The sequence below is a fragment of the Clostridium sp. E02 genome (genome assembly GCF_003833015.1).
Lineage (GTDB): Bacteria > Bacillota > Clostridia > Lachnospirales > Lachnospiraceae > Lacrimispora.
Map to the genome: position 1 here is coordinate 31,643 of NZ_RJLQ01000014.1, position 21,285 is coordinate 52,927.

Here is a 21,285-nt window from a genome sequence, read left to right on the forward strand (position 1 = left end):
ACAATCCAACTTCTTCATTTTATCCAATGTAGTAGAAGAGGAAAAACATGGTAAACTAAAGCAGGCATAAATGAGCCTGTTTTAGTTTTAAATGTGCGCCTGGCGGCGCACATTTCTAATGGGTGAAAGTCCCTAATCCGCCCTAGTAGTGGGAAGGATACAGCCAAGACCAAGGGTGTCGTGGGTGACTGCGAATCTGAAGGAAGGTGGAGGCAAATCTCTGGTCTGACGAACAGAAATCATATGAGGCTATGGTTAAGGATAAGATTGCATAACAAATCAAAGTCCAATAGCTACTCGGCATGAGCTGGAACTATATATTTGTGCTTGTTGACCTCTTTAATAGAGAAATAATTTGTTACAGTGCCTACGCAACAAAACAGCAAACCTTGAAAAACAGGCATTTCAGTCCGTAAGGGAAGTCTGAAAGATATCCAGATATTTCATTCGGATCGTGGTGACGAATTCAAGAATCAGACGATTGATGAAACTCTGAAAGCATTTGAAATTCAACGTTCCTTAAGTCATAAAGGATGTCCCTATGATAATGCAGTTGCAGAAGCAACATTTAAAATAATCAAAACAGAGTTCGTCAGGAACCAGACCTTTAGCAGCTTATACCATCTTAAGATTGAATTGGCTGATTATGTGAACTGGTTCAATAACCACAGGATTCATTCTTCACTAGGTTATCTCACACCGGTGGAGTACAGAATGATTACCTTTAAAAAAATTGACTAGAAAACTGTTGACAATCCATTGTTTAGTAAGGTTTTAATTGTGGTGATTTAATTTTACAATAAAAAGGGAGAAGGTTCCTTATATTTTAGGCATTTTCTTAAAGTTGTTTATTATAATACCTATGAAGTGAAGGTACTGTGGATAAATCTGCGGAAACTCAAGAAGTACTCGCATTGCAGACCATAATAATTTATGATAAACTGAACTGGCTCTATCCTTAATAATAAAAATTTTGTAGATATAAAAAGGAGTATATAATGTATACAGCAGACTATTTTATTCAAAAGTTAGATATGATTCCACACCAGGAAGGAGGTTTTTATAAAGAAATCGAAGCTTCCACTAAGAATACGCCGTTAAATGAAGATGGAAGGGAAACACAGGAAATAAGAAAATTATGGACAAGCATCTATTTTTTGCTTAGAGATGGTGAAGTTTCAAATTTTCATCGATTAAAGTCAGATGAGATGTGGTATTATCACGCAGGATCTTCTTTGACCATATACATGATAAATCCCAATGGAGAATTAATCACAAAAGAACTGGGACTTGATGTAGAAAAGGGAGAACAGCCTCAGGTTTTAGTTCCAAAAGGATATATATTTGGTTCAGCCATGAACAAAGAAGGTTATGCTTTAGTTGGCTGTATGGTATCTCCAGGCTTTGATTTTAAAGATTTCGAATTATTTGACCAGGACGATTTGTTGGAAAAATACCATCAATATAAGGAAATTATCGTTAAGCTATCGAGGGAATGATCCATCTGACATATAAATGTCATATAAATAGATATCATAAGAATAGTTACTTGACTTAAAGAGGAGATATAAAAATGTGTAAAAGTTAACTGCATTTGGAATGCTGGGTGCTTCAGTTTATGTATTGCATGTTGTTATCGGTGGAATTACTATGGGAAAGCGATATAATGCAGCCAATCAGTGATCTGACCGCCCAGGAGCTCCATTAATCAGATTGTGCCAAATTTGTTTCTAAGGAATTGATATTACTTGAAAATAGTGGATTGAATTTCTGACGATGCCGATAAAGATTTACATCTTAAAACAGATGCTATCAAAGCAAATGTATATGATATATAGAAGAAGCATTGACTCCCGGAATTTTTGTAGAATGTTCTGGGGGTCTGTTTTCGTATTAAAGGGGAGGATTTTAATGGAATTATACTACATTGAGATTAACTATGAGAAAAGAAAGCAGATACAGAATATAGCAGCAATTAAAGTTTTACCTACAGGCTTTTTATAGAAAAGTACTTTCCGCGAAGGTTTTATATACCTAAGAGCTTCATTGATATATTTTGTATCTATCTTCCCAATTGCTTCAGAGAATATTTCTTTTTTCATATTATAACACCTCTCTTTATTAGATATTTTTTCATTCTCCTACGTATACGTGAAAGGCGGACAGAAGCATTGTGCTCAGTTATCTCGAACATTTTTGCAAATTCGGTTAAGGAATCAGAAAACCAGTATCGGCGCACAAACATGACACGTACCTGTTAGAATTATATCCTTTTTTGATTTAGTGGAAATTCTATCTCGATTCCCGCTCCCATGCGCAAAATGGAAAAAGGCAGCGAGCTTGACAAAGTCATTTTCAACTATTTTTGGTCAAATCGGCTGGCGGAAGGAAAAGGAACCGAAAACGGTGGACTATACATGGACTTTTCAAAGATTGCCCGTTTGCCCCGGTTTATTTTCAACCTTGGATTCAACGAATTGCTCAAGTATTCTCAAAATTTTCATCCGTATGGTCTTTATCACAGCGACGATTTACATGGCAATGATACATCCATCAATTAACAATATTGCTGACCTGTCTTTGTTTGGCATTCATATTATGCAGGTGAAATATTCTTCCAATATTATTCCGGTATTGTTTATGGTTCCTATTTTAGCTGTTATTGATAAATATGTTACAAAATGGCTGCCGGATGCAGTTAAGTTTATCTTAAGACCATTTTTATTAACAATCATAATGGCTCCATTGACTTTATTCCTGCTGGGACCGATTGGTTCTGTCGTTGGTACTGCTCTTGCTCAATTTTGTGTTTTATTAAGTAATTATGGAGCGATCAGTATTGGGCTTATGGCATTCTTACAGCCGATTTTAATTCTTACCGGTATGCATACGTTGTTAATACCACTTATTGTTAACGAAATGGCCACATATGGCTTCTCTTATATTTTCACAAAAGCTTTGGCTGCTAATTTTGCGATTGCTGGTGCTGCAATTGCAGTAGGGATTAAGTCTAAGAAAAAAGAAAATAAGCAGGTGGGATTAACCACAGGGATTACAGCGTTGCTTTCCGTTACAGAGCCAGCAATATACGGTTGCCTGATTCGCTATAAGAGACCTTTTGTAACTACGTGCATTGCTTCAGGTATTTGCGGAGTTTTTATGGGCATCTTAAAGATTCGTGCGTATGCGGCGGCTTCTGTATCAATTATAACGATGCCAATTTTTATTGGAGATAGTTTGAATAACTTTATATTGGCATGTATTATGGGAGCAGTTGCATTTGCAGTATCATTCATTTTAACGTATTTATTTGGTTATAAAGAGGAATAAGGAGCTGCTTATGAGAAAAGAATTTCCAGACAATTTTTTATGGGGAGGGGCATTGTCCGGTTGTCAGGCAGAAGGTGCTTACAATCTGGATGGAAAGACGATGACCATTCCGGAGGTAATGAGGTTTGATGATAAGATTGACCGTAAAGTTACAAATCAAATGAATATCACAATGGAAATGATTCAGGGGGCAAAGGCGGATGCGGATACTGCTTTTTATCCAAAACGTCGTGGAATTGATTTTTATCATAACTTTAAAGAAGATTTAACACTTATGGCGGAAATGGGGTTTCAAGTATTTCGTTATTCTATTGCATGGGCAAGAGTTTTCCCGAATGGAGATGAGAAAGATCCAAATCCAAAGGCTTTGCAATTTTATGATGAATTGGTCGATACCTGTATTCAATTAGGAATGCAGCCACTCATAACCATTTCACATTTTGATATGCCTCTTGTTTTAATTGAAAAATATGGAGGCTGGTACAACCGGGAATTGGTCGATTTGTATGTGAACTATTGTAACGTTCTATTCCAGCATTTTAAAGGGCGTATAAAGTATTGGATTCCTTTTAATGAGATAAATATGAGCGTAAAAGCCGGTGCGAAAACACTAGGAATTATCAATGAGGGGCAAGATAATTATGAAGAAATGATTTTTCAGGGGTTACATCATCAATTTGTTGCAGCATCTATTGTAACAAAGCTGGCACATGAAATTGACCCGGACAATAAAGTGGGGAGTATGGTGGCTTATTTTACCACTTATCCCCATACCTGCAAACCAGAGGATGCCATAGCAATGCAAAAAGATGATCAAATGAAAAATTTATTTTTTCTGGATGTCTTAAACAAGGGAGCCTATCTTTATTATGCAAAGACTTATTTTAAAGATAGAGGCATTTGTTTAAAAATGCAGCAGCTGGACTTACAATTGATAAAAGAAAATCCGGCTGATTTTATCGGAATATCTTATTACAATTCCATGATATCGGCAGGAGATGACTCCCAGCTGGAGCTTACCGCAGGAAATGTGCACAGTGTTTATAAAAATCCATTTCTTCCAGCAAATGAATGGGGCTGGCAAATTGACCCCGTTGGATTACGATATACATTAAATCATATTTATGACCGGTATCAAAAACCTATTTTCATCTTAGAAAACAGCTCCGGATTTTACGATAAACTAAATGAGGATAAAACGGTGAATGATCCTTACCGGATTGAATTCCTGCGACAGCATATTGAGCAAATGGAGCTTGCAATTGAAGATGGGGTAGAAGTAGCCGGCTATACCATGTGGGGACCAATTGACATGATTTCCTCCAGCACCTCTGAAATGAGTAAACGTTATGGTTTTATTTATGTGGATCAGGATGATTATGGAAATGGAACGAAAAGACGTTATAAAAAGGATTCTTTTTACTGGTATAAAAAAGTGATAGAAACAAATGGTGCAATTCTATAAAATAGAGAAAACATAAATAAACCGGTTTTTTCCTGCCTGGAGCAGAAGAAAGAACGTAACCGCTTCAAAACAAGGCGTCAGGAGGAAAATCATAATGAAAACTAACAATGCCATCCTGTGGAAGGAGCGCTTTGCTGACAGAGCAGCCAGTGGCTTAAAGGTTGAGGACTGGTGTAAAAGGAATGGAGTTACGAAAAATGCTTATTATTACTGGCACCGCAAAATCCAAGGTGATCAGCTGGTGTCACTGGAAGATACATTTGTTGAAGCCCTGGTCAATGATCCGTCAAAAGAAAAGAAAGCTGGTGCAGTCAGCGGCGAAATAATCGTCAATTGGAAGGACTTTTCAATTTTTGTAAATGACACACAACACGTTCCTCTCTTGGCAGAACTGATGCAAAAGCTGGTGAGAGAATGCTGAATCGTTTTACTGCTGATGCCAGGCATATCTATCTTGCGATTGGGGCTACCGACTTTCGTAAACAGATCAGCAGCCTTGTATCCATGGTGCAGCTCCAGTTCGGAATGGATCCATTTGCAGAAGCCTGTATATTTGTCTTCTGCAATAAGAAAAAAGATTCTGTTAAAATCCTGAGATATGACAGAAATGGGTTCATACTGGCACATAAGAAGCTAATGGAAAAGATAAAATTTCAATGGCCAAAAGATTCTCAAATGGTCAGAGAGATTTCCGCAAAGCAGGTGGAATGGCTTCTGGAAGGGTTGGAAATTGAACAGAAAAAAGCTCATCATGATATAAAAATAAGCAAAGAAAATATCTGCTTTTAAACAAATAAAAATGACGGTAAAAGTGCCGGAAACCACCACGTTTTAAGCACTTTTCAGTTTCTTTTATATGCTTTAATTATAGTGAAAATTTGAGAAAAATGGTATACTTATCTTAACAAAAATCAAAGGAAAGATACCATGACTGAACAGGAAGAACTTTTAAAACTGCGTGCACTTTTAGCTGAAAAAGAACAACTGATCTCTGATCAGAACAAGCTGATTGAAAAGCAGCGTATTCAAATCGAAAACATGATACAGGCACTGCTTCATGTACGGAAAAAATCTTTGGCACATATTCTGAAAAATCTCCACGTAAGTCAGGGGTCAGAGAAGAAATGCTTTCTGGATTAAAGAATGAACTTGTAGAATACGTGATGAATGAAGGGGAAAAATGCCCAAAGTGTGGTGGTCGGCTTAAAGTGATGGGAAAAGACATTGTTTGTACTGAGGTTGAATTTATACAGGCAAAACTGATTGTAAAGCAGATCGTGCGTCAGGTTGCCAAGTGCGAGAACTGTGGAAAGCATACGCCGGATTTAAAAAGGCTGGAAATTATAAAAGATGCCTGTGCTGGGCCTACTGTTGCAGATATTTTATAGAAAGTATTCCTTTGGATAATAAAGGGAAAGAAATCCCTGGCCCTAAAGGAGCGGGAGGCCTCAAAGCCGAGCCTTGATGCATTTTGGTCGTGGATTGAAATGACTGCAGCCATGCATACAATATTATAAACTGGATATTGAGTTAAACATGGATATACAGCAATTTCTTGACGGAATTGATCGTATATCCGAGGAAAAAGTTACGTTTTCAGTATTGAGAATGTACCTTTTTTTTTTGCCCTAATTGTAGATGACAAGGGGGCATTGGAGGAGGATATATATCAGGAGAGACAAAGAATTTTCTTTTCTATTAGGTAGTTTCCCACTCATAATGCTCAAGTAGATTATTTATCCTTAGAATCTTTAATTTTCTGTCATTGAAGTATGCCGGGTCTAAGAAGGGATTTTAGTAATCTGAAGATTGACGGTGTCGGGCTATGTGAATTGTCTGCAGCTTATCAATAAACAATACCGAGTAAAACCAATTATAGTAAAATAGTATTATAAATAAATAAATATTACATTATATCATATTATATTATATGGTAAAATATAACCATAATATATGTTGAGAAGTGATGTGAAAACTTAAAGATAAGCAATACGAGTGCAGTGTACTTACTGAAAATGAAGGAGGTTAAAATGGTAACGTAACGATGAATTTAATCGAAAGGTAGTTTTTCTGTTAAAAAAAAAGAAAGGAGAAATAAAAATGGAATCAAAAACCTTAATAAAAGAAATAAGCAGGAAATTGAGACGAACATTTTCCATACTCGCTGTAATTCTTTCTGTAATTCTCGCAATACCTGTATGTTCAATGGCGGCGGAAACGCTCCCAACCCTACCGTCCGAAGCAGGATTTACGGATCAGACCACGCCAACACCAACCTCTGGCTCGAGATCGGTCTTTACACAGATTGAAGCGGAAAGTTTCGTTCACCAGAAGGGAGTCCAAACCGAAACCTGTACCGAAGGTGGGAAAGATGTCGGGTATATCGAGAATGGGGATTATGCTGTTTACAGCAATATCGATTTCGGCAGCGGTGCGGCAAGCTTCCAGGCCAGAGTAGCCAGCGCCACCAGTGGAGGTAATATTGAGATCAGGCTGGATAGTATCACCGGCACATTGATCGGGACTTGTCCGGTTGCAGGAACCGGCGCTTGGCAGACTTGGACCAATGTAAAGTGCAGTGTCAGTGGGGCAAGCGGAAAACATAACGTTTATCTGAAATTTACAGGCGGAAGTGGATACCTATTCAACTTTAACTGGTTTAAATTTTCGACGTCAGCACATAATGCTGCTAAATTCCACTGTTTTCTGTTATTAGGTCAATCCAATATGGCAGGTTATGCTTTGGCACAAGCTTCTGATAAAGTGGAAGACCCCCGCGTGCTTGTATTGGGGTATGATAATAATGCTGCACTCGGACGGGTAACCAATAAGTGGGATGTGGCATCTCCACCTCTTCATGCTTCATGGCTTAATGCTATCGGCCCTGGAGATTGGTTCGGCAAGACCATGATACAGAAAGTCCCGGCTGGTGATACCATCGGACTGATACCCTGCGCGATTAGCGGTGAAAGGATCGAGACATTTATGAAGTCGGGAGGCAACAAATATAATTGGATCATCAACCGTGCAAAAATTGCACAGCAAAATGGAGGCGTCATTGAAGGCATCATTTTCCACCAGGGCGAATCCAACAGCGGTGACCCGAGATGGCCCGGCAAGGTAAAAACACTGGTGGAAGACCTTAGAAAAGATTTAAACCTGGGGAATGTTCCCTTCATTCCCGGTGAACTGCTTTATAGCGGTCCTTGTGCAGGTCACAATACGTTGGTAAACCAACTGCCTTCCCTGATACCAAATTGCTCGGTAGTCTCTGCTAGAGGTCTGGTAGTAGATCCTGGCGATACACAATACCGTCTCCATTTTAGTCATGATTCATCAGTAACCTTGGGCAAACGATATGCTGAAAAAATGATTCAAGCTCTCGGCTGGTGAGTTGGCATATAAAACTATGATTTTACCGTCTTTAAAAGTACTTGTTGGGTACAATTTCCGAGTACCTAAGCTATAAAGAAATGTAAAAAAATCAGAAGGAAACGGGTATGTTAAAAAAAGAAGGCTTCTAAAAGAAGCGTTTCATGCATTCTCTCTTTGATAACTGTATTATGCAGCATATTCGTGACGGGGTTCAGTATAATACAACGGATGTACCGGTAATTGCCAGCAACAAAGATGACCTTGAGATTGTAAACGGTACTACCTGGAATGAGAATATAGTTTGTACCAGGGATGTCATTACATCCGGCAGTTATAGAGTGCTTCTTTTGCAGCAGCCTTATGGGGCGATCGCACAGACTCCAGGGTGGGGTGCAGCCTTTCGCGCTTCCGGTACCCATACGATTTATAATGCCTTCGAATTCTTAAATTCCCCTGGACAATTTTACTTTGACAAGACGGCCAAAACACTTTATTACTATATCCGTCCAGGTAAGAACATTGGGTATATTGAAAATGGGGATTATGCCGTATACAACAATATCAATTTCGGCGCCGGAGCGTCAAGCTTCCAGGCCAGAGTAGCCAGCGGCGCAAGCGGGATGCATAACGTATACTTGAAATTTACCGGTGGGAGTGGTTACTTATTCAATCTAAACTGGTTCCAATTTACCGGGGGAAGTGCGACTCTCACTGCCGTGTATCCTGTTTGGGATACCGGCGATATAAAAGAAAGGGGAAATAAAAAATGAGACTAAAAACCTTAATGAATGAAATTGGCAGGAAAATAGTACCGGCTTTTTTCACTCTTGCAGTACTTTTAGCAATGCCTGTTAATTCAATGGCGGCGGAAGCGTTCCCAACCATGCCGCCGACAGGATATGACCAAGCTAGGAACAACATTTCCCACGGGCAGATCAACAGTATTACTTATCAATCATCAGCAACAAACAGACAGAGGAAGGCGAGAGTTTACCTGCCACCAGGATATTCAATAAGCAACAAATACAGCGTCCTGTATTTATTTCACGGTTACGGCGGGAGTGAAGGGGATTGGTTTACAGGCGGAGGCGCAGCCAATGTCATTATGGACAACCTTATTTCCGATGGCAATATTCAGCCATTTATCATAGTAACACCAAATGCGAATACAGCTTCAATATCTGATGATAAGCTTCCGAATGATATACTCAACAGCCTTATACCATACATCGATTCACACTATTCCGTTTATACTGACCGCCTTCACAGAGCAATTGCCGGTCTTTCGTATGGTGGTCCACAATCCTATAATATTGGGTGTACCAATATGAACAAATTCGCCTATGTCGGAGGTTTTTCAGGCGGCGGACCTGTTGCCTATCCGACCAGCAAGTTGTTTCCAGATCCTGCAGCTACCCGCCAGCAGATGAAGCTATTGTTTCTTTGCATTGGAACCAATGATAATTTATCTTACAGTGACGGCATAGCTAATTTTTGTAAGAGCAATGATATCCCTTGCACCTATTATCAAATTCCAGGAAGAGGTCACAATTGGACTGTTTGGAAACCAAGTCTGTGGAATTTTTCACAAATGGCATGCGCGAAAGGATTTACGGATTATGACACCCCTACTCCAACGCCTAGCCCGAGATCGGCATTCACTCAAATCGAAGCAGAGAGTTATGACAACCAGTCTGGAATCCAAACCGAAGCTTGTAACGAGGGTGGACAGAATATCGGGTATATCGAGAATGGGGATTATGCAATCTTCAACAATATCGATTTCGGCAGAGGTGCGACAGGCTTCTGGGCTAGAGTAGCCAGCGCCACCAGCGGAGGTAATATTGAGATCAGGTTGGATAGTCTTACCGGTCCTTTAGTAGGGACTTGTGCAGTCGCCCGAACTGGTGATTGGCAGACTTGGGCGAATGCAACGTGCAGTGTTAGCGGAGTAAGCGGAAAACATGACATATATCTGAAATTTACAGGAGGCAGTGAATACTTATTCAACCTGAACTGGTTCAAGTTTACCGGCAAAAGTGTAACCGCAGGAGATCTCAATTGATAGGAGGTAAATCTATGAAAAAAGTATGTGGAATTGTAGTTTTCCTGTTGGCTATTTCCCTATTTCATTCAACAGAGTGTTATGCAGACAATCCAATCGTACAAACGAATTATACTGCGGATCCTGCCCCGATGGTCTATAACGGGACTTGCTATTTGTATACCACTCATGACGAGGACACCATCGTCAATAATTTTTATACCATGAATGACTGGAGATGCTATTCATCCACCGACATGCAAAACTGGACGGATCATGGATCACCGCTGTATTACAGAACATTTAATTGGGCAAAAGGCGATGCATGGGCTGGCCAGGTTATTCATAGGAACGGGAAGTTTTATTTCTACGTTCCGATGACCCGGAAAAACGCTGGGGGCGCAAGGGTAATCGGTGTAGCGGTATCTGACAGCCCGAACGGACCGTTTACCGATCCTATCGGGAAACCTTTAATCACCAATAACGGGGCGCAGGATATCGACCCTACTGTATACATTGACGACAACGGACAGGCGTATCTCTACTGGGGGAACGGTAATCTCTATTATGTGAAGTTGAATCAAGATATGATTTCATACTCAGGTGGTATTGTTAAAGTATCTCCCAAACCAGCGAGTTTTATCGAAGGCCCGTGGTTCTACAAGCGTAATAATTTATATTACATGGTATACGCAGGTATGGCTGGAGGATCCGAAAATATCTCCTATGCTACCAGCAACAGTCCTACCGGGCCATGGACCTCCAAGGGGACTATTATGGGTTCGCAAAACAGCTATACAAACCATCCGGGAGTAATTGATTATAAGGGAAATTCTTACCTTTTTTACCATACCGGTATTTTACCGGGAGGTGGAAGCTACCATCGTTCTGTTGGCTTGGAACAATTCAAATATAATGCAGATGGTACGATTCCCAGTATTCCAATTACTAAAAATGGTCCGGACCAGCTTAGTAATCTAGACCCATATGTCAAAACGGAAGCTGAAACAATTTGCTGGGAATCTGGTGTTGAGACAGAAAAATGCAGTGAAGGCGGAATGGATGTATGTTATATCGAAAACGGGGACTGGATAAAAGTAAAAGGTGTAGATTTTGGTTCTGGTGCGGTATCTTTTGATGCAAGAGTGGCTTCGGCAACGAATGGCGGGAAGATTGAACTCCGCCTTGACAGCGAGACAGGGAAACTGGTGGGAACTTGTGCTGTTTCAAGTACCGGAGGTTGGCAGACCTGGGCTGATGCAATGTGCAGTGTTAACGGAGTAAGCGGAAAACATGACTTATACCTGAAATTTACGGGAGGCAGCGGATACTTATTCAACCTTAACTGGTTCAAGTTTACCGGTGGAAGTGTAACCGCCGGGGACCGTTAAATACAAATAAGGAGGAAGATGTGGAGTATGAAAAAAAAATCGATATTTATGATTGGATTAGTTTTATCAATGTTATCTTTCGGGGTAGTACATGCTGCTTCATCGTACATTGATTATTTTAAAGCGACGCCGATAATCGATTCCCTATCGTCGTCCTGTTGGGGCGCCGCGGCAGTGGGGCCACGTGATCAATCGAACGGTTTGGAAGACAGAACCATGTCGAAGTATGCTTATTGGGATGGAGGAATCATCAAGGGGTCAGATGGCACGTATCATATGTTTGCCAGTCGGTGGAATCAATCTGCCGGCCACAACGGGTGGTTTGGCTCTGTTGCTGTTCATGCGACGAGCTCCAATCTGTATGGACCTTATACGGACAAGGGTATGTGCTGGCCGAACGATCAGGGCGGTAAAGGTCACAACGTGATTCCGCTGCAATTAAAAGACGGACGGTTTGCGATCCTCGTGAGTGAAACCAGGCGTCCGGCAAACATTTTTGTCTCCAATTCCCTGGATGGGCCATGGTCAAAGCTGGGGAGTGTATCGATTGCTTCAAATGCTTACTCATCTAATTATACAGCGTCGAATGTTTACATTATGCTTCGTCCGGATGGACGTTATGGGTTGATTGAAAGAGATGGGGTAATTGGTATTGCTGATAATATCCTTGGACCTTACACCATTCAAGGAACCAATATTTATGCGAAGACTCCTGGTTGTCCGACAGGCAACATGGAAGATCCGGTTATGTGGTATAGTGGTGGACTTTATCATATTATTGTCAATAAGTGGGACACACGTAAGGCGTATCACATCACTTCCCAAGATGGCATCAGCAACTGGAAATTAGAACCGGGATACGCTTATGACCCGACATCGAATTTTATTCGCTATTCAGATGGTACGGTCAATCATTGGAATAAATTAGAACGTCCCAATGTGTATATGGAGAATGGCCATGTGGTTGCGATGACACTCGCGGGGATAGACGTTGCAAAAGACCAAGACCGGGGCAACGACAGTCATGGCAGTAAGGTTATCGTCATTCCATTTGATGGTGCCGGATTAGATTCCGGTCCTGACCCAAGATCAGCCTTTACACAGATCGAAGCGGAGAGTTACAATAACCAATCAGGAGTTCAAACCGAAAGCTGTACGGAAGGTGGGGAGAGTGTCGGATATATCGAAAACGGGGATTATGCAGTTTACAGCAATATTGATTTCGGCAATGGTTCTAAAAGCTTTCAGGCCAGAGTCGCCAGTGCCACCAGCGGAGGAAATATTGAGATCAGGCTGGATAGTCTTACCGGGACTTTGATAGGGACTTGTCCGGTTGCCGGGACCGGGGATTGGCAGAATACTTGGGCGGTTGCAACGTGCAATGTTAGTAGGGTGAGTGGAAAGCATGACTTATATCTAAAATTTACGGGAGGAAGCGGATACTTATTCAACCTAAACTGGTTCAAATTTGGTACAGGAAGTAATTCAGGAAGCTTGGGTAATTTAAATTCCGATGGGCAAATAGACTCCAATATTAGCAGTTAGATTACTAAAACAGGAATTACCTATAGCTGCTGGAGCAGAGGAAGAAAGAATATATCTAAGTAGTGAAATGATAGAGCAGAGAATTCCATTTTCAGAAGTAAAAAAGATAGTATATTTAACACATCAAGGGAATTCTCTGCCAATTAAAGTTTCAGAAACAGAAACTATTTCTATGAAGGAGTACAAGGCAGCTACCGCCATATTCGCCAAAAATCAATAGCTGAGTACGTGTCCTAAATACTACATTCCCAAATATTTGACATAATCTACAGTAGACATCAGTTCCATATCAAGATTATCTTTGGTTTCTTTATGAATCTCACCATGAGTTGCCATTTCATAACCGGCTTGTTCCACAACTTGCAAATACTTCCTTACCATTACTTGCACATTTTCAGTTTTGCTTTTTAAAAGCTTACCACAATTTCTGTATATTTCCAAAGTAGGCTTGCAAGGAGAAATGGAAAATTTTAATATGTCAAAATTTTTATTCCCAGGAAAACCACAATTTGATATAATAACAAATTTTTGCGTTTTAGGCTTTGTTTCTTCAAGGTCAAATCTACCTTTTGTTTCTACTATAAGAGGTTGTTTCAAGGGTATTAATCGATCTACGAAGTTTTTTAGCATTGCTGTCATATTCCAAGTATAAACAGGAGTTGCAAGCACTACAATATCAGAATAAGTATACTTTTGCATAAGCTCACTCATGTCATCGTCTATGATACATTTTCCGGGTGTTTTAAACCAGCAGGCAAAACAACCTTTGCAATGATTTATATTTTTTTCTGTTAAAAGAATATTTTCAACTTCGGCTCCCGCCTTATTTGCACCATTTAAAAAAGATTCAGCAATTACATTTGTCGTATTCCCAAATCTCTTTTTGGGAATACGAAGTTCTATTTCCCATTCGGGATATTGTTTATAAATCGTTAAATTATCACCTGTGAGATATGCAACAAAAGAAATGTAATTATCTTTTTCCATTTCGTGATTACTTGTTATATACCATTGATTATCTATTTCATCAATTATCATTTGATCATTTGAATCAGCTTTTTGTAAAATATTCTCTGATACCTTTCTGCCACAACAAGAAATCTCAGCATTTCCAGTACAAAGAGAAATATTGTGACAAGTCGGGCAGACATAAAACTTTGTTTTTTTCATGTTTCCTTCCACAAAATTATTACTTGACACATTACCATTTAAAAGACTTGCTAAATCAACTCTTAAAATTTCAGACAACTTACCTAAGAGAGAAATATCTGGACAACCAAGACCTCTTTCCCATTTAGAAATAGTTTTATCACTTATGTTCATTTTATCTGAAAGCTGTTTTTGTGTCATGCTTTTTTCTATTCTAATTTGCTTGATTACATTACCAACTTCTATATTCTGCACTTTTTTTCCTCCTAAAAGAATTGTATATTAATAAATTGTATATTTCAATAAACGCTCCGTAGAGTTAAAGAAAGGTTAACTTGTAATGGTCAAGCATTATTGGTAATACAAAAAGAAACATGAAACCTCTGTAGAGAAGGATACGTTTACTCAGTTTGGTTATGCCTGCAAACAATTAGGAATCGACATTCGTACATCTAGCGTTGCACAAGCGAAAGGGCGGGTTGAAAGAATGTTTACACTTTTCATCCCCGCCTTCCTGTTGTAATCTGATCCATCCAGTTAAGCATGACATCTGCCGCCAGCCCCAGATTCCCAATCTGGCAATGGGTATCGGCTGTTTCCTCCGAAGTAAACATACGCGCGGTAAGAGAGCGTACCTTTGTCAATGTTAAAATCTGATCTGTAAACTGTTTTATTGGAACATAATGATCATTCTGCCCCGCAAGAAGAAGGACATCCTGAGTTATTAAAGGTGAAAAGGCCCTTGAATTATAAGAAAGCATTCTATGGAAAAATTCATAAGGAGATGCACTGCCGGTTATATGCAGTCCCTGCATAATTCCCCATTCCAGCATTAAATTATGTTCCGCCAGCTTTTTAAGTGTTGTGTTAACCTCATCTATTTTTTCCTGAACCATCATGTCTTTTAGGTTATCTCTGAAAATAGGGTCAATTTGATGAGTCAAAACATCATAAAAGTCAGCTAAAATATCGTATGCAATCACTTTTTTTACTCTTTTTTCATATGCCGCAGCCCTTAAGGATAAATAACCTCCAAGTGACATGCCAATCAATGTAATATCGTTCAACTGGAAATAATCAAGAATTGATTTTACAGGATTTTCCCACTCGTGCGTCATTGGTATATTATAATCTTCCAATGCACTGCCCTGACCTGGTCCGTCAAAACAGATAACATCATATCCTGCATCTTTAAATATCATACACATCAGAAATAGCTCTTCTACATAGCTGTCGAAACCGCCGAAAAAAACAATTGTGCCTTTGGGATTTTGAGGTGATATACGATAAGCTGAGAGATAACCATTCTGATAAGGAATCATATAGTGCTGCTTCTCTAAGATCTCATAATAATCACAGGTAAGAGATATAAACTGTTTGCGTAACTTTTTTTTGTCCGGATTAGAATCAGGCATATAGAACTCAGCACCACGGAAATAATAGGCAGCCTTTAACTTTTTATTTTTTTCGAGAGAACTTTCCCCAAGTTCAATAAACGATTTAATTAAGTCACTATATGAATGAATCGCATCACTGGAACTTTGCATTTCAGCCAGCATAGATTTATCGTTTGTCCAATTGTAAAATCGATTCATTTGAAAATTGACGCTTGGGTCTGGATGTAAATTATAAAGCCCTACCGGAAAATCGTTTGTTGTCCATTTCTTTGTCATATTGAAAACTCCTTTCTTGTTTTAACTAGTAGTAGTATAATAGAGGCAAATTTTATAATCAATGATGGATAAAATAGAATTTGCGGTTTATGCAACGAAGCAGTTGTAATTGTTGATTATGTACGAAACAATAGAAAGGTAGGGGAGAAAATGTCGAATGAAAATGATTTACGGATTATAAAGACTCGCAGGCTGATAAGGGATGCATTCGTAGAGTTGTTGGATATAAAGGGGTTTAGCGGAATAACAATAAGTAATATTGCAGACAGGGCAATGATTAACCGATCAACCTTCTACCTTCACTATACCGATAAATATGATCTTTTGCAGCAAACAATGGAGGAAGCTATGCAAAATATATTGCAGCTGGTGGCTCCTGAGACGCATATTATAGATGGGAAACTTGAATATGACAGCTTTATCCAAAATATAAGCTCTATTCTCAAGGCAGTTGAACGTGATGCTATGCTTTATAAAATAATTTTAAATGATAAAGAAATGTCAGGAATAACCAAAAAATTTGAGAATGCATTAATTGAGAAGCTTGGCAATTGTTTTCCAGATCATATTTTAATTTCAAGAGATTTATTTTTAGAGATGATCACTTCGCTATATATGTCAGCCATAAAATGGTGGCTAAATAATGATATGAAATATTCCCCCAATTTTATGGCTGAACAGTTAGTTAAATTATTGGTGGCAGGACCAACTAAGTCAATCGGAATTTAAATCGCTTAAGTTTATTTGCAAATTTGGTTATTTTTCAAGTTTACCCCATTCATTAATTATTTCTAAAGCAGGAAGAAGCGCTTCACATCTTTTCGTAATAGAATATTCAACATGTGGTGGTATTTGGCATAATTTTTTTCTAGTGATTAGATCATGCTGTTCAAGTGCCTGAAGAGATCGTGTCAGCATAATGTTTGTAATTCCAAACAAATGACGTTTAAGCTCATTGTAGCGCATGCTATCATAACGAGATAGTTCCCAAATGATCGCCAATCGCCATTTTCCACCTAAAATTTCTAAAGCGCGGATTACTGGACATTTTTCAAAATAATAAGGTTTACTATTATTATCCTGTTCTTTCATGATGATTCCTTTCTTATATTAAGGCACAAAAAAGTGCGTACTTATATTTGGTATTCAGATATTGTATCATATTTTTATAATATTGAAATCAGTATGGAGGAATTATTATGGATTATGAAGAGGCATTTAGAAAGAGATATTCTGTACGCAAGTATAAGGATCAGTTAGTTGAGGAAGAAAAATTGAACAAGATCCTGGAAGCAGGAAGGTTTGCACCTACCGCAGGAAATCACCAGCCACAAAGGATTTTAGTTGTAAACAGCGAGGAAGGGATTGCAAAAATGCAGGAATGTACACCTTGTCATTTTCATGCAAAGCTGTTATTTCTGGTTTGTTATGACAGACAAGCCGAACATCACAATCATTATGGAGATCAACGACCATATGGTGAGGTTGATGCAAGCATTGTATTAACCCAAATGATGCTGGAAGTATTTAATTTAGGGCTTGGCAGTGTATGGGTGGGACTGTTTAATCCTGAATTGCTAAGAAAGAAATTTGATATTCCTGCTCATTACGAAATACTTGGTATCATGCCTGTCGGTTATCCGGACGATGAAGTGGAACCCAGTAAGATGCACTATGAAAAATATCCTGCTGAGCATACCATTTTTTATAATACCTACAAGCGCTAATGAATGGTTTTCATAAACGAACAGCCCCGGTTTATAAAAAATCGAGGCTGCTTCTTTAAATTTCTGAGTTATTCTCATTCGTGAAGTGGTTTAATCTCCGTGATCTTTTTCAGGTCTCCGCTGCACAGGACATCAAGATAATCAAATATTTTTTTAGCAGGCCAATCCCACCATTTAATCGTGAGAAGATGTTCAATCAGGTCATCATCAAACCTCTTTTTCAGTGTTTTACATGGGTTACCACCTGCAATGTGGTAAGCAGGAATATCTTTTGTTACAACAGAATTAGCGGCGATAATTGCTCCGTCACCAATATGAATACCGGGCATTATGGTGACGTTTTGTCCGATCCATACATCATTTCCAATTACAGTATCGCCTTTCAGGGGGAGGTCTGCCAATGTTGGCGTCGCTTTTTCCCAACCATTCCCCATAATATTAAAGGGATAGGTGGTAACGCTGTGCATTCTATGATTTGCCCCGTTCATTATGAATTCAATGCCCTTTGCTATGGCACAAAATTTCCCGATGAGGAGCTTGTCTCCAATAAATTCATAGTGGTGTGTAACATGCTCTTCAAACTTTTCAGCACCGTTTATGTCATCATAATATGTGTAATCTCCAATCATTATATTGGGGCGTGTCACGACATTTTTAATATAGCACACACTTTTAATTGCCTCATTTGGATATATGACTTTGGGGTCTGGTCCGTATTGCATAAAAAATCCTCCTATATTAACTCAGATTAACTTAGCGTCTATATATATTTGGTTCAGCCATGAACAAAGAAGGGTATGTTTTGGTGGGGTGTATGGTATCTCCTGGCTTTCATTTTAAAGATTTCGAATTATTTTAAGCTATCAAGGGGATGATCCATTTGACATATAAATGCCATACGGCCTTTAGACGTTGGTCGTTGTTACGACATATCGCCTGGAGCTATAATTTTTTCGATAAGATTATCTGTGTAGGCTAGTTTTCCATCCACAGTTATGACAACAGCCCCCATATCTTTAATTCTGTTAACTCTATGAATAATTGAGGCAGCATCTAGTCCAAATAATTCAGTCGTATAGATATCGCAGTCCAGCGAACTGTCGGCAATAATAGTCAAAGAAGCAATGTTATTTTCTATGGGGTAGCCTGTTTTGCTGTTAAATATATGGTGATATTTACTGCCTCCCTTTTCAAGAACTCTCTCATATATTCCTGACGTTACAACGGATTGGTTTCTTATTTTGACAAGTACTACCGCATTCCCTCTTGGTAAAAAAGGATTTTGTATTCCGACTTTCCAGTCGCTGTCTTCAGACGGTGATTCTCCAAAAACGAGAACATTGCCCCCCATATCTACCATAGCTGAGATAGCTCCGTTTTCCTTAAATAATTCCATGATTTTATCAGCAAAATATCCCTTGGCAATGGCTCCAAGGTCTATCTCCATGCCTTTTTTTAAGAAATAGATGGTTTTATTTTCGTCGTCCAGTTGTAGATTTTCAGGCTTTAAAAGTTCCAGAACGTTCTCTATTGCTTCTTTTTCTGGCACATGAGCTTCGGTAAAACCGATTCTCCATAATTTTATTAATGGGCCTATTGCTATATTTAGATATGAATTTTCATGTAGACTATGCTCTTTTCCTGTTTTTATCAGCTCATACAGCTCCTCGTCCACCTTTTGCGGAGCGAAGGCAGCCGTTCTTTTAAGCATGGCAAGCTGTGAGTGATCACTGTTGGCACTAAAGATTTCATTATAATGAACCAGCATATCCTCAGCTTTTTTTGCCAGCATTTCAGCACCTTCTCCCTTTATATATAGAGAGATTTTTGTTCCCATAAGATATATAATCTTCGTATACTCAGTCATTTCAGTCTCCTATATCAAAATGGTCCTGCCCATGAGTTAGAAATGCATCTATCAGGTCATTATCAATACTGGTTCGTGTTCTTTCACCGTGATATGCCATAAAATAATCTAAGCTCAGCTCATCAATGGGAATTGGATATATATTGTATTCAGACGGGCACTCCTTCACATAGATGCTTTCAGGTATAATGGTCAGCCCCAAATTACCCGTAGCCAGCTTAAGCACAGTATTTATTTCAGTGCTTTCCATTATGATTTTGGGTTCTACCTTATAGACGTTTAATAGTTGGTCGATCTGTTTTCTTATAGCAGAACCCTTGGAAGTCAGTATCAGCCTTTGACATAAGATTATACTTATGTCGATCGTACCTTCTGCAATAATGGCTACATCTTTCTGATAAAGATCACAGCAACGCGGGATCACGGCCCGGTATCTGTGTCTGCCCCAGCTAACAGAGTTTAAGTTTGGTGAAATATTTCTTGAATTTTGTCCAATCCAGAAATCTAATTCATTATTTTGAATCAGCTTCTCATTTTTTCCTGGTAAATCCTCTAAAAGTTCGATTCTGCAGTCTGGGTGCATGGTCGCAAAATCCGGTAAAAAAAGAGGTAAAAGGTAGGTCCCAAGGCTGGGAAGCACCCCTATCTTTATGATGGTTCTATCGTTATCGGATACATCTGAGATTTCCCTAAGCAGCTTTGAATAGTTATTTTCTAAAGAAGTCAAATACTGATAATATATCTTCCCCTGTTCGGTCAATCGATATGGCAGTTTGTTGCGGGTGATCAGTTCGCAGTTTAATTCATTTTCCACTCTTTTAATTACCTGCGTCAAATAAGGCTGAGAAATATAAAGGGATTTAGCAGCCTTACTATAGTTACTGTATTTTAAAATAGCATCAATATAATACAGAATATCCTGAGAACAGACTTTGGACATTTTAATCCTTTCTTTAAAAAACAATATACTTTTCTATCATTATTTTTCATTATAACAAATTTGTTATTAAACTTCAATGAATAACTATTAGATATTATAGAATTGACATGTTAAAATAATATCAAACACATGGCTATCATTGTAAAAGTTATGTACAGGAAGGAGATTACTATGAAATATTTAGCAATCGTAGGCACCAATTCAGATGTGTCAACTAATCGTATGCTGCTTCAATTTATGCAAAAGCATTTTTTAAGTGAGGCAGAGATTGAATTATATGAAATTAAGGATTTACCTGCCTTTATGGAGCCTGAGGATAATGATATTCCTGAAAAGGTAGCGGAGTTATCCCATAAAATCTCAAACGCAGATGGAGTAATCATAGCAACTCCAGAGTATGATCATGCCATACCTGCAGTTCTAAAGAGTGCTCTTGAATGGATTAGTTACACCAGTCAGGCGCTTACGGATAAACCTGCTTTAATTGTAGGGGCATCTCATGGTACGCTTGGATCCTCTCGTGCACAGGCGCATCTTAGACAGATCCTTGATTCCCCTGAGCTTGCGGCCAGAATCATGCCAAGCAGTGAGTTCCTGTTGGGGAAATCACAGGGCGCATTTGATAGTGCAGGAAATCTTATCTATCCGGAAAAGGTATCTGAGCTTGATGAAATTTTCAGAGAATTTGTTTTGTTTACGGATATTACAACGAAACTTTTGGCAGAAAAGGTTCAGAATAAAGATGCAAAAAAATTTACTTGGCAAGAGTAGGAGGATTC

19 protein-coding genes and 4 pseudogenes are annotated in these 21,285 nt (G+C 38.9%); 17 read left to right on the top strand and 6 right to left on the bottom strand.

Annotated elements, in window-relative coordinates; genetic code table 11:
* Positions 1-296 precede the first annotated feature (296 nt).
* From EFT72_RS11730 to EFT72_RS11790, 13 genes and pseudogenes are all read left to right on the top strand, one after another.
* A pseudogene (locus tag EFT72_RS11730) lies at positions 297-741 on the top strand (IS3 family transposase); the annotation flags it as partial.
* Between the two features lie 257 nt (positions 742-998).
* Positions 999-1,499, top strand: coding sequence for a cupin domain-containing protein (locus EFT72_RS11735; RefSeq protein ID WP_124067110.1), 501 nt, complete (start codon positions 999-1,001; stop codon positions 1,497-1,499).
* An 841-nt stretch (positions 1,500-2,340) separates the two neighbouring features.
* The gene (locus EFT72_RS11740) at positions 2,341-3,330 is read left to right on the top strand and encodes a PTS transporter subunit EIIC (RefSeq protein WP_124067111.1); all 990 of its coding nucleotides are present in this window, start codon (positions 2,341-2,343) and stop codon (positions 3,328-3,330) included.
* Between the two features lie 10 nt (positions 3,331-3,340).
* Positions 3,341-4,795, top strand: a complete 1,455-nt coding sequence (locus EFT72_RS11745; RefSeq protein WP_124067112.1) for a glycoside hydrolase family 1 protein — start codon at positions 3,341-3,343, stop codon at positions 4,793-4,795.
* Positions 4,796-4,889: 94 nt separating this feature from the next.
* The gene (locus EFT72_RS11750) at positions 4,890-5,216 is read left to right on the top strand and encodes a transposase (RefSeq protein WP_124067113.1); all 327 of its coding nucleotides are present in this window, start codon (positions 4,890-4,892) and stop codon (positions 5,214-5,216) included.
* Complete coding sequence (gene tnpB / locus EFT72_RS11755; RefSeq protein ID WP_124067114.1) at positions 5,210-5,584, top strand: IS66 family insertion sequence element accessory protein TnpB; 375 nt, start codon at positions 5,210-5,212, stop codon at positions 5,582-5,584. Before EFT72_RS11750 ends, tnpB begins: the two co-directional genes overlap by 7 nt.
* Positions 5,585-5,722: 138 nt before the next feature.
* Positions 5,723-5,935, top strand: coding sequence for a hypothetical protein (locus tag EFT72_RS11760; protein WP_124067115.1), 213 nt, complete (start codon positions 5,723-5,725; stop codon positions 5,933-5,935).
* Positions 5,920-6,183, top strand: coding sequence for an IS66 family transposase zinc-finger binding domain-containing protein (locus EFT72_RS11765; RefSeq protein WP_124067116.1), 264 nt, complete (start codon positions 5,920-5,922; stop codon positions 6,181-6,183). The genes EFT72_RS11760 and EFT72_RS11765 overlap by 16 nt, the downstream gene beginning before the upstream one ends.
* 898 nt (positions 6,184-7,081) lie before the next feature.
* Positions 7,082-8,188, top strand: a pseudogene (locus tag EFT72_RS11770) (sialate O-acetylesterase); the annotation flags it as partial.
* A gap of 185 nt (positions 8,189-8,373) precedes the next feature.
* Positions 8,374-8,940, top strand: a pseudogene (locus tag EFT72_RS19790) (carbohydrate-binding protein); the annotation flags it as partial.
* A 74-nt stretch (positions 8,941-9,014) separates the two neighbouring features.
* The gene (locus EFT72_RS11780; protein WP_243110006.1) at positions 9,015-10,235 is read left to right on the top strand and encodes a carbohydrate-binding protein; all 1,221 of its coding nucleotides are present in this window, start codon (positions 9,015-9,017) and stop codon (positions 10,233-10,235) included.
* Between the two features lie 14 nt (positions 10,236-10,249).
* Positions 10,250-11,605: a glycoside hydrolase family 43 protein gene (locus EFT72_RS11785; protein ID WP_124067118.1), complete on the top strand. Its 1,356-nt coding sequence runs from the start codon at positions 10,250-10,252 to the stop codon at positions 11,603-11,605.
* A gap of 27 nt (positions 11,606-11,632) precedes the next feature.
* Positions 11,633-13,150, top strand: a complete 1,518-nt coding sequence (locus EFT72_RS11790; protein WP_124067119.1) for a carbohydrate-binding protein — start codon at positions 11,633-11,635, stop codon at positions 13,148-13,150.
* Between the two features lie 240 nt (positions 13,151-13,390).
* On the opposite strand, the gene EFT72_RS19690 is transcribed toward EFT72_RS11790, so the two are convergent.
* Together EFT72_RS19690 and EFT72_RS11800 are read right to left on the bottom strand one after the other, a co-directional pair.
* Positions 13,391-14,554: a helix-turn-helix domain-containing protein gene (locus tag EFT72_RS19690; RefSeq protein WP_243110001.1), complete on the bottom strand. Its 1,164-nt coding sequence runs from the start codon at positions 14,552-14,554 to the stop codon at positions 13,391-13,393.
* Positions 14,555-14,799: 245 nt separating this feature from the next.
* Positions 14,800-15,972, bottom strand: coding sequence for an alpha/beta hydrolase (locus tag EFT72_RS11800; protein WP_124067120.1), 1,173 nt, complete (start codon positions 15,970-15,972; stop codon positions 14,800-14,802).
* 150 nt (positions 15,973-16,122) lie between these two features.
* Between EFT72_RS11800 and EFT72_RS11805 the strand changes: the two genes are divergently transcribed.
* A complete protein-coding gene (locus tag EFT72_RS11805) occupies positions 16,123-16,701 on the top strand; it encodes a TetR/AcrR family transcriptional regulator (protein ID WP_124067121.1) in 579 nt (192 codons plus the stop codon).
* Positions 16,702-16,728: 27 nt separating this feature from the next.
* On the opposite strand, the gene EFT72_RS11810 is transcribed toward EFT72_RS11805, so the two are convergent.
* Positions 16,729-17,064 carry a helix-turn-helix domain-containing protein gene (locus tag EFT72_RS11810; protein WP_124067122.1) on the bottom strand — a complete coding sequence of 112 codons (336 nt, stop codon included), beginning with the start codon at positions 17,062-17,064 and terminating at the stop codon, positions 16,729-16,731.
* A gap of 107 nt (positions 17,065-17,171) precedes the next feature.
* Here EFT72_RS11810 and EFT72_RS11815 point away from each other — a divergent pair, with 107 nt between their 5' ends.
* Positions 17,172-17,699 carry a nitroreductase family protein gene (locus EFT72_RS11815; protein WP_124067123.1) on the top strand — a complete coding sequence of 176 codons (528 nt, stop codon included), beginning with the start codon at positions 17,172-17,174 and terminating at the stop codon, positions 17,697-17,699.
* Positions 17,700-17,773: 74 nt separating this feature from the next.
* On the opposite strand, the gene EFT72_RS11820 is transcribed toward EFT72_RS11815, so the two are convergent.
* Positions 17,774-18,421, bottom strand: a complete 648-nt coding sequence (locus EFT72_RS11820; protein ID WP_124067124.1) for a Vat family streptogramin A O-acetyltransferase — start codon at positions 18,419-18,421, stop codon at positions 17,774-17,776.
* Between the two features lie 35 nt (positions 18,422-18,456).
* On the opposite strand from EFT72_RS11820, the pseudogene EFT72_RS11825 reads away from it, so the two are divergent.
* Positions 18,457-18,555 (top strand): annotated as a pseudogene (locus tag EFT72_RS11825) (cupin domain-containing protein); the annotation flags it as partial.
* A gap of 66 nt (positions 18,556-18,621) precedes the next feature.
* Here EFT72_RS11825 and EFT72_RS11830 read toward each other — a convergent pair.
* Both EFT72_RS11830 and EFT72_RS11835 read right to left on the bottom strand, forming a co-directional pair.
* Entirely contained in the window at positions 18,622-19,566 is a 945-nt protein-coding gene (locus EFT72_RS11830; RefSeq protein ID WP_124067125.1) for an FAD:protein FMN transferase, read from the bottom strand.
* Between the two features lies 1 nt (position 19,567).
* Positions 19,568-20,506: a LysR family transcriptional regulator gene (locus tag EFT72_RS11835; protein ID WP_124067126.1), complete on the bottom strand. Its 939-nt coding sequence runs from the start codon at positions 20,504-20,506 to the stop codon at positions 19,568-19,570.
* Positions 20,507-20,677: 171 nt separating this feature from the next.
* Between EFT72_RS11835 and EFT72_RS11840 the strand changes: the two genes are divergently transcribed.
* Positions 20,678-21,277, top strand: a complete 600-nt coding sequence (locus tag EFT72_RS11840) for an NADPH-dependent FMN reductase (RefSeq protein ID WP_124067127.1) — start codon at positions 20,678-20,680, stop codon at positions 21,275-21,277.
* The last annotated feature ends 8 nt before the right edge of the window (positions 21,278-21,285 follow it).

What these genes read in the sequence shown, in the direction of transcription:
- EFT72_RS11750 (WP_124067113.1), top strand. Translation starts at nt 4,890, where the DNA reads ATGAAAACTAACAATGCCATCCTGTGGAAGGAGCGCTTTGCTGACAGA.
- EFT72_RS11785 (WP_124067118.1), top strand. Translation starts at nt 10,250, where the DNA reads ATGAAAAAAGTATGTGGAATTGTAGTTTTCCTGTTGGCTATTTCCCTA.
- EFT72_RS11805 (WP_124067121.1), top strand. Translation starts at nt 16,123, where the DNA reads ATGTCGAATGAAAATGATTTACGGATTATAAAGACTCGCAGGCTGATA.
- EFT72_RS11830 (WP_124067125.1), bottom strand. Translation starts at nt 19,566, where the DNA reads ATGACTGAGTATACGAAGATTATATATCTTATGGGAACAAAAATCTCT.
- EFT72_RS11815 (WP_124067123.1), top strand. Translation starts at nt 17,172, where the DNA reads ATGGATTATGAAGAGGCATTTAGAAAGAGATATTCTGTACGCAAGTAT.
- EFT72_RS11735 (WP_124067110.1), top strand. Translation starts at nt 999, where the DNA reads ATGTATACAGCAGACTATTTTATTCAAAAGTTAGATATGATTCCACAC.
- EFT72_RS11790 (WP_124067119.1), top strand. Translation starts at nt 11,633, where the DNA reads ATGAAAAAAAAATCGATATTTATGATTGGATTAGTTTTATCAATGTTA.
- EFT72_RS11820 (WP_124067124.1), bottom strand. Translation starts at nt 18,421, where the DNA reads ATGCAATACGGACCAGACCCCAAAGTCATATATCCAAATGAGGCAATT.
- EFT72_RS11745 (WP_124067112.1), top strand. Translation starts at nt 3,341, where the DNA reads ATGAGAAAAGAATTTCCAGACAATTTTTTATGGGGAGGGGCATTGTCC.
- EFT72_RS11800 (WP_124067120.1), bottom strand. Translation starts at nt 15,972, where the DNA reads ATGACAAAGAAATGGACAACAAACGATTTTCCGGTAGGGCTTTATAAT.
- EFT72_RS11780 (WP_243110006.1), top strand. Translation starts at nt 9,015, where the DNA reads ATGCCTGTTAATTCAATGGCGGCGGAAGCGTTCCCAACCATGCCGCCG.
- EFT72_RS11765 (WP_124067116.1), top strand. Translation starts at nt 5,920, where the DNA reads ATGCTTTCTGGATTAAAGAATGAACTTGTAGAATACGTGATGAATGAA.
- EFT72_RS11760 (WP_124067115.1), top strand. Translation starts at nt 5,723, where the DNA reads ATGACTGAACAGGAAGAACTTTTAAAACTGCGTGCACTTTTAGCTGAA.
- EFT72_RS11810 (WP_124067122.1), bottom strand. Translation starts at nt 17,064, where the DNA reads ATGAAAGAACAGGATAATAATAGTAAACCTTATTATTTTGAAAAATGT.
- tnpB (WP_124067114.1), top strand. Translation starts at nt 5,210, where the DNA reads ATGCTGAATCGTTTTACTGCTGATGCCAGGCATATCTATCTTGCGATT.
- EFT72_RS11835 (WP_124067126.1), bottom strand. Translation starts at nt 20,506, where the DNA reads ATGTCCAAAGTCTGTTCTCAGGATATTCTGTATTATATTGATGCTATT.
- EFT72_RS11840 (WP_124067127.1), top strand. Translation starts at nt 20,678, where the DNA reads ATGAAATATTTAGCAATCGTAGGCACCAATTCAGATGTGTCAACTAAT.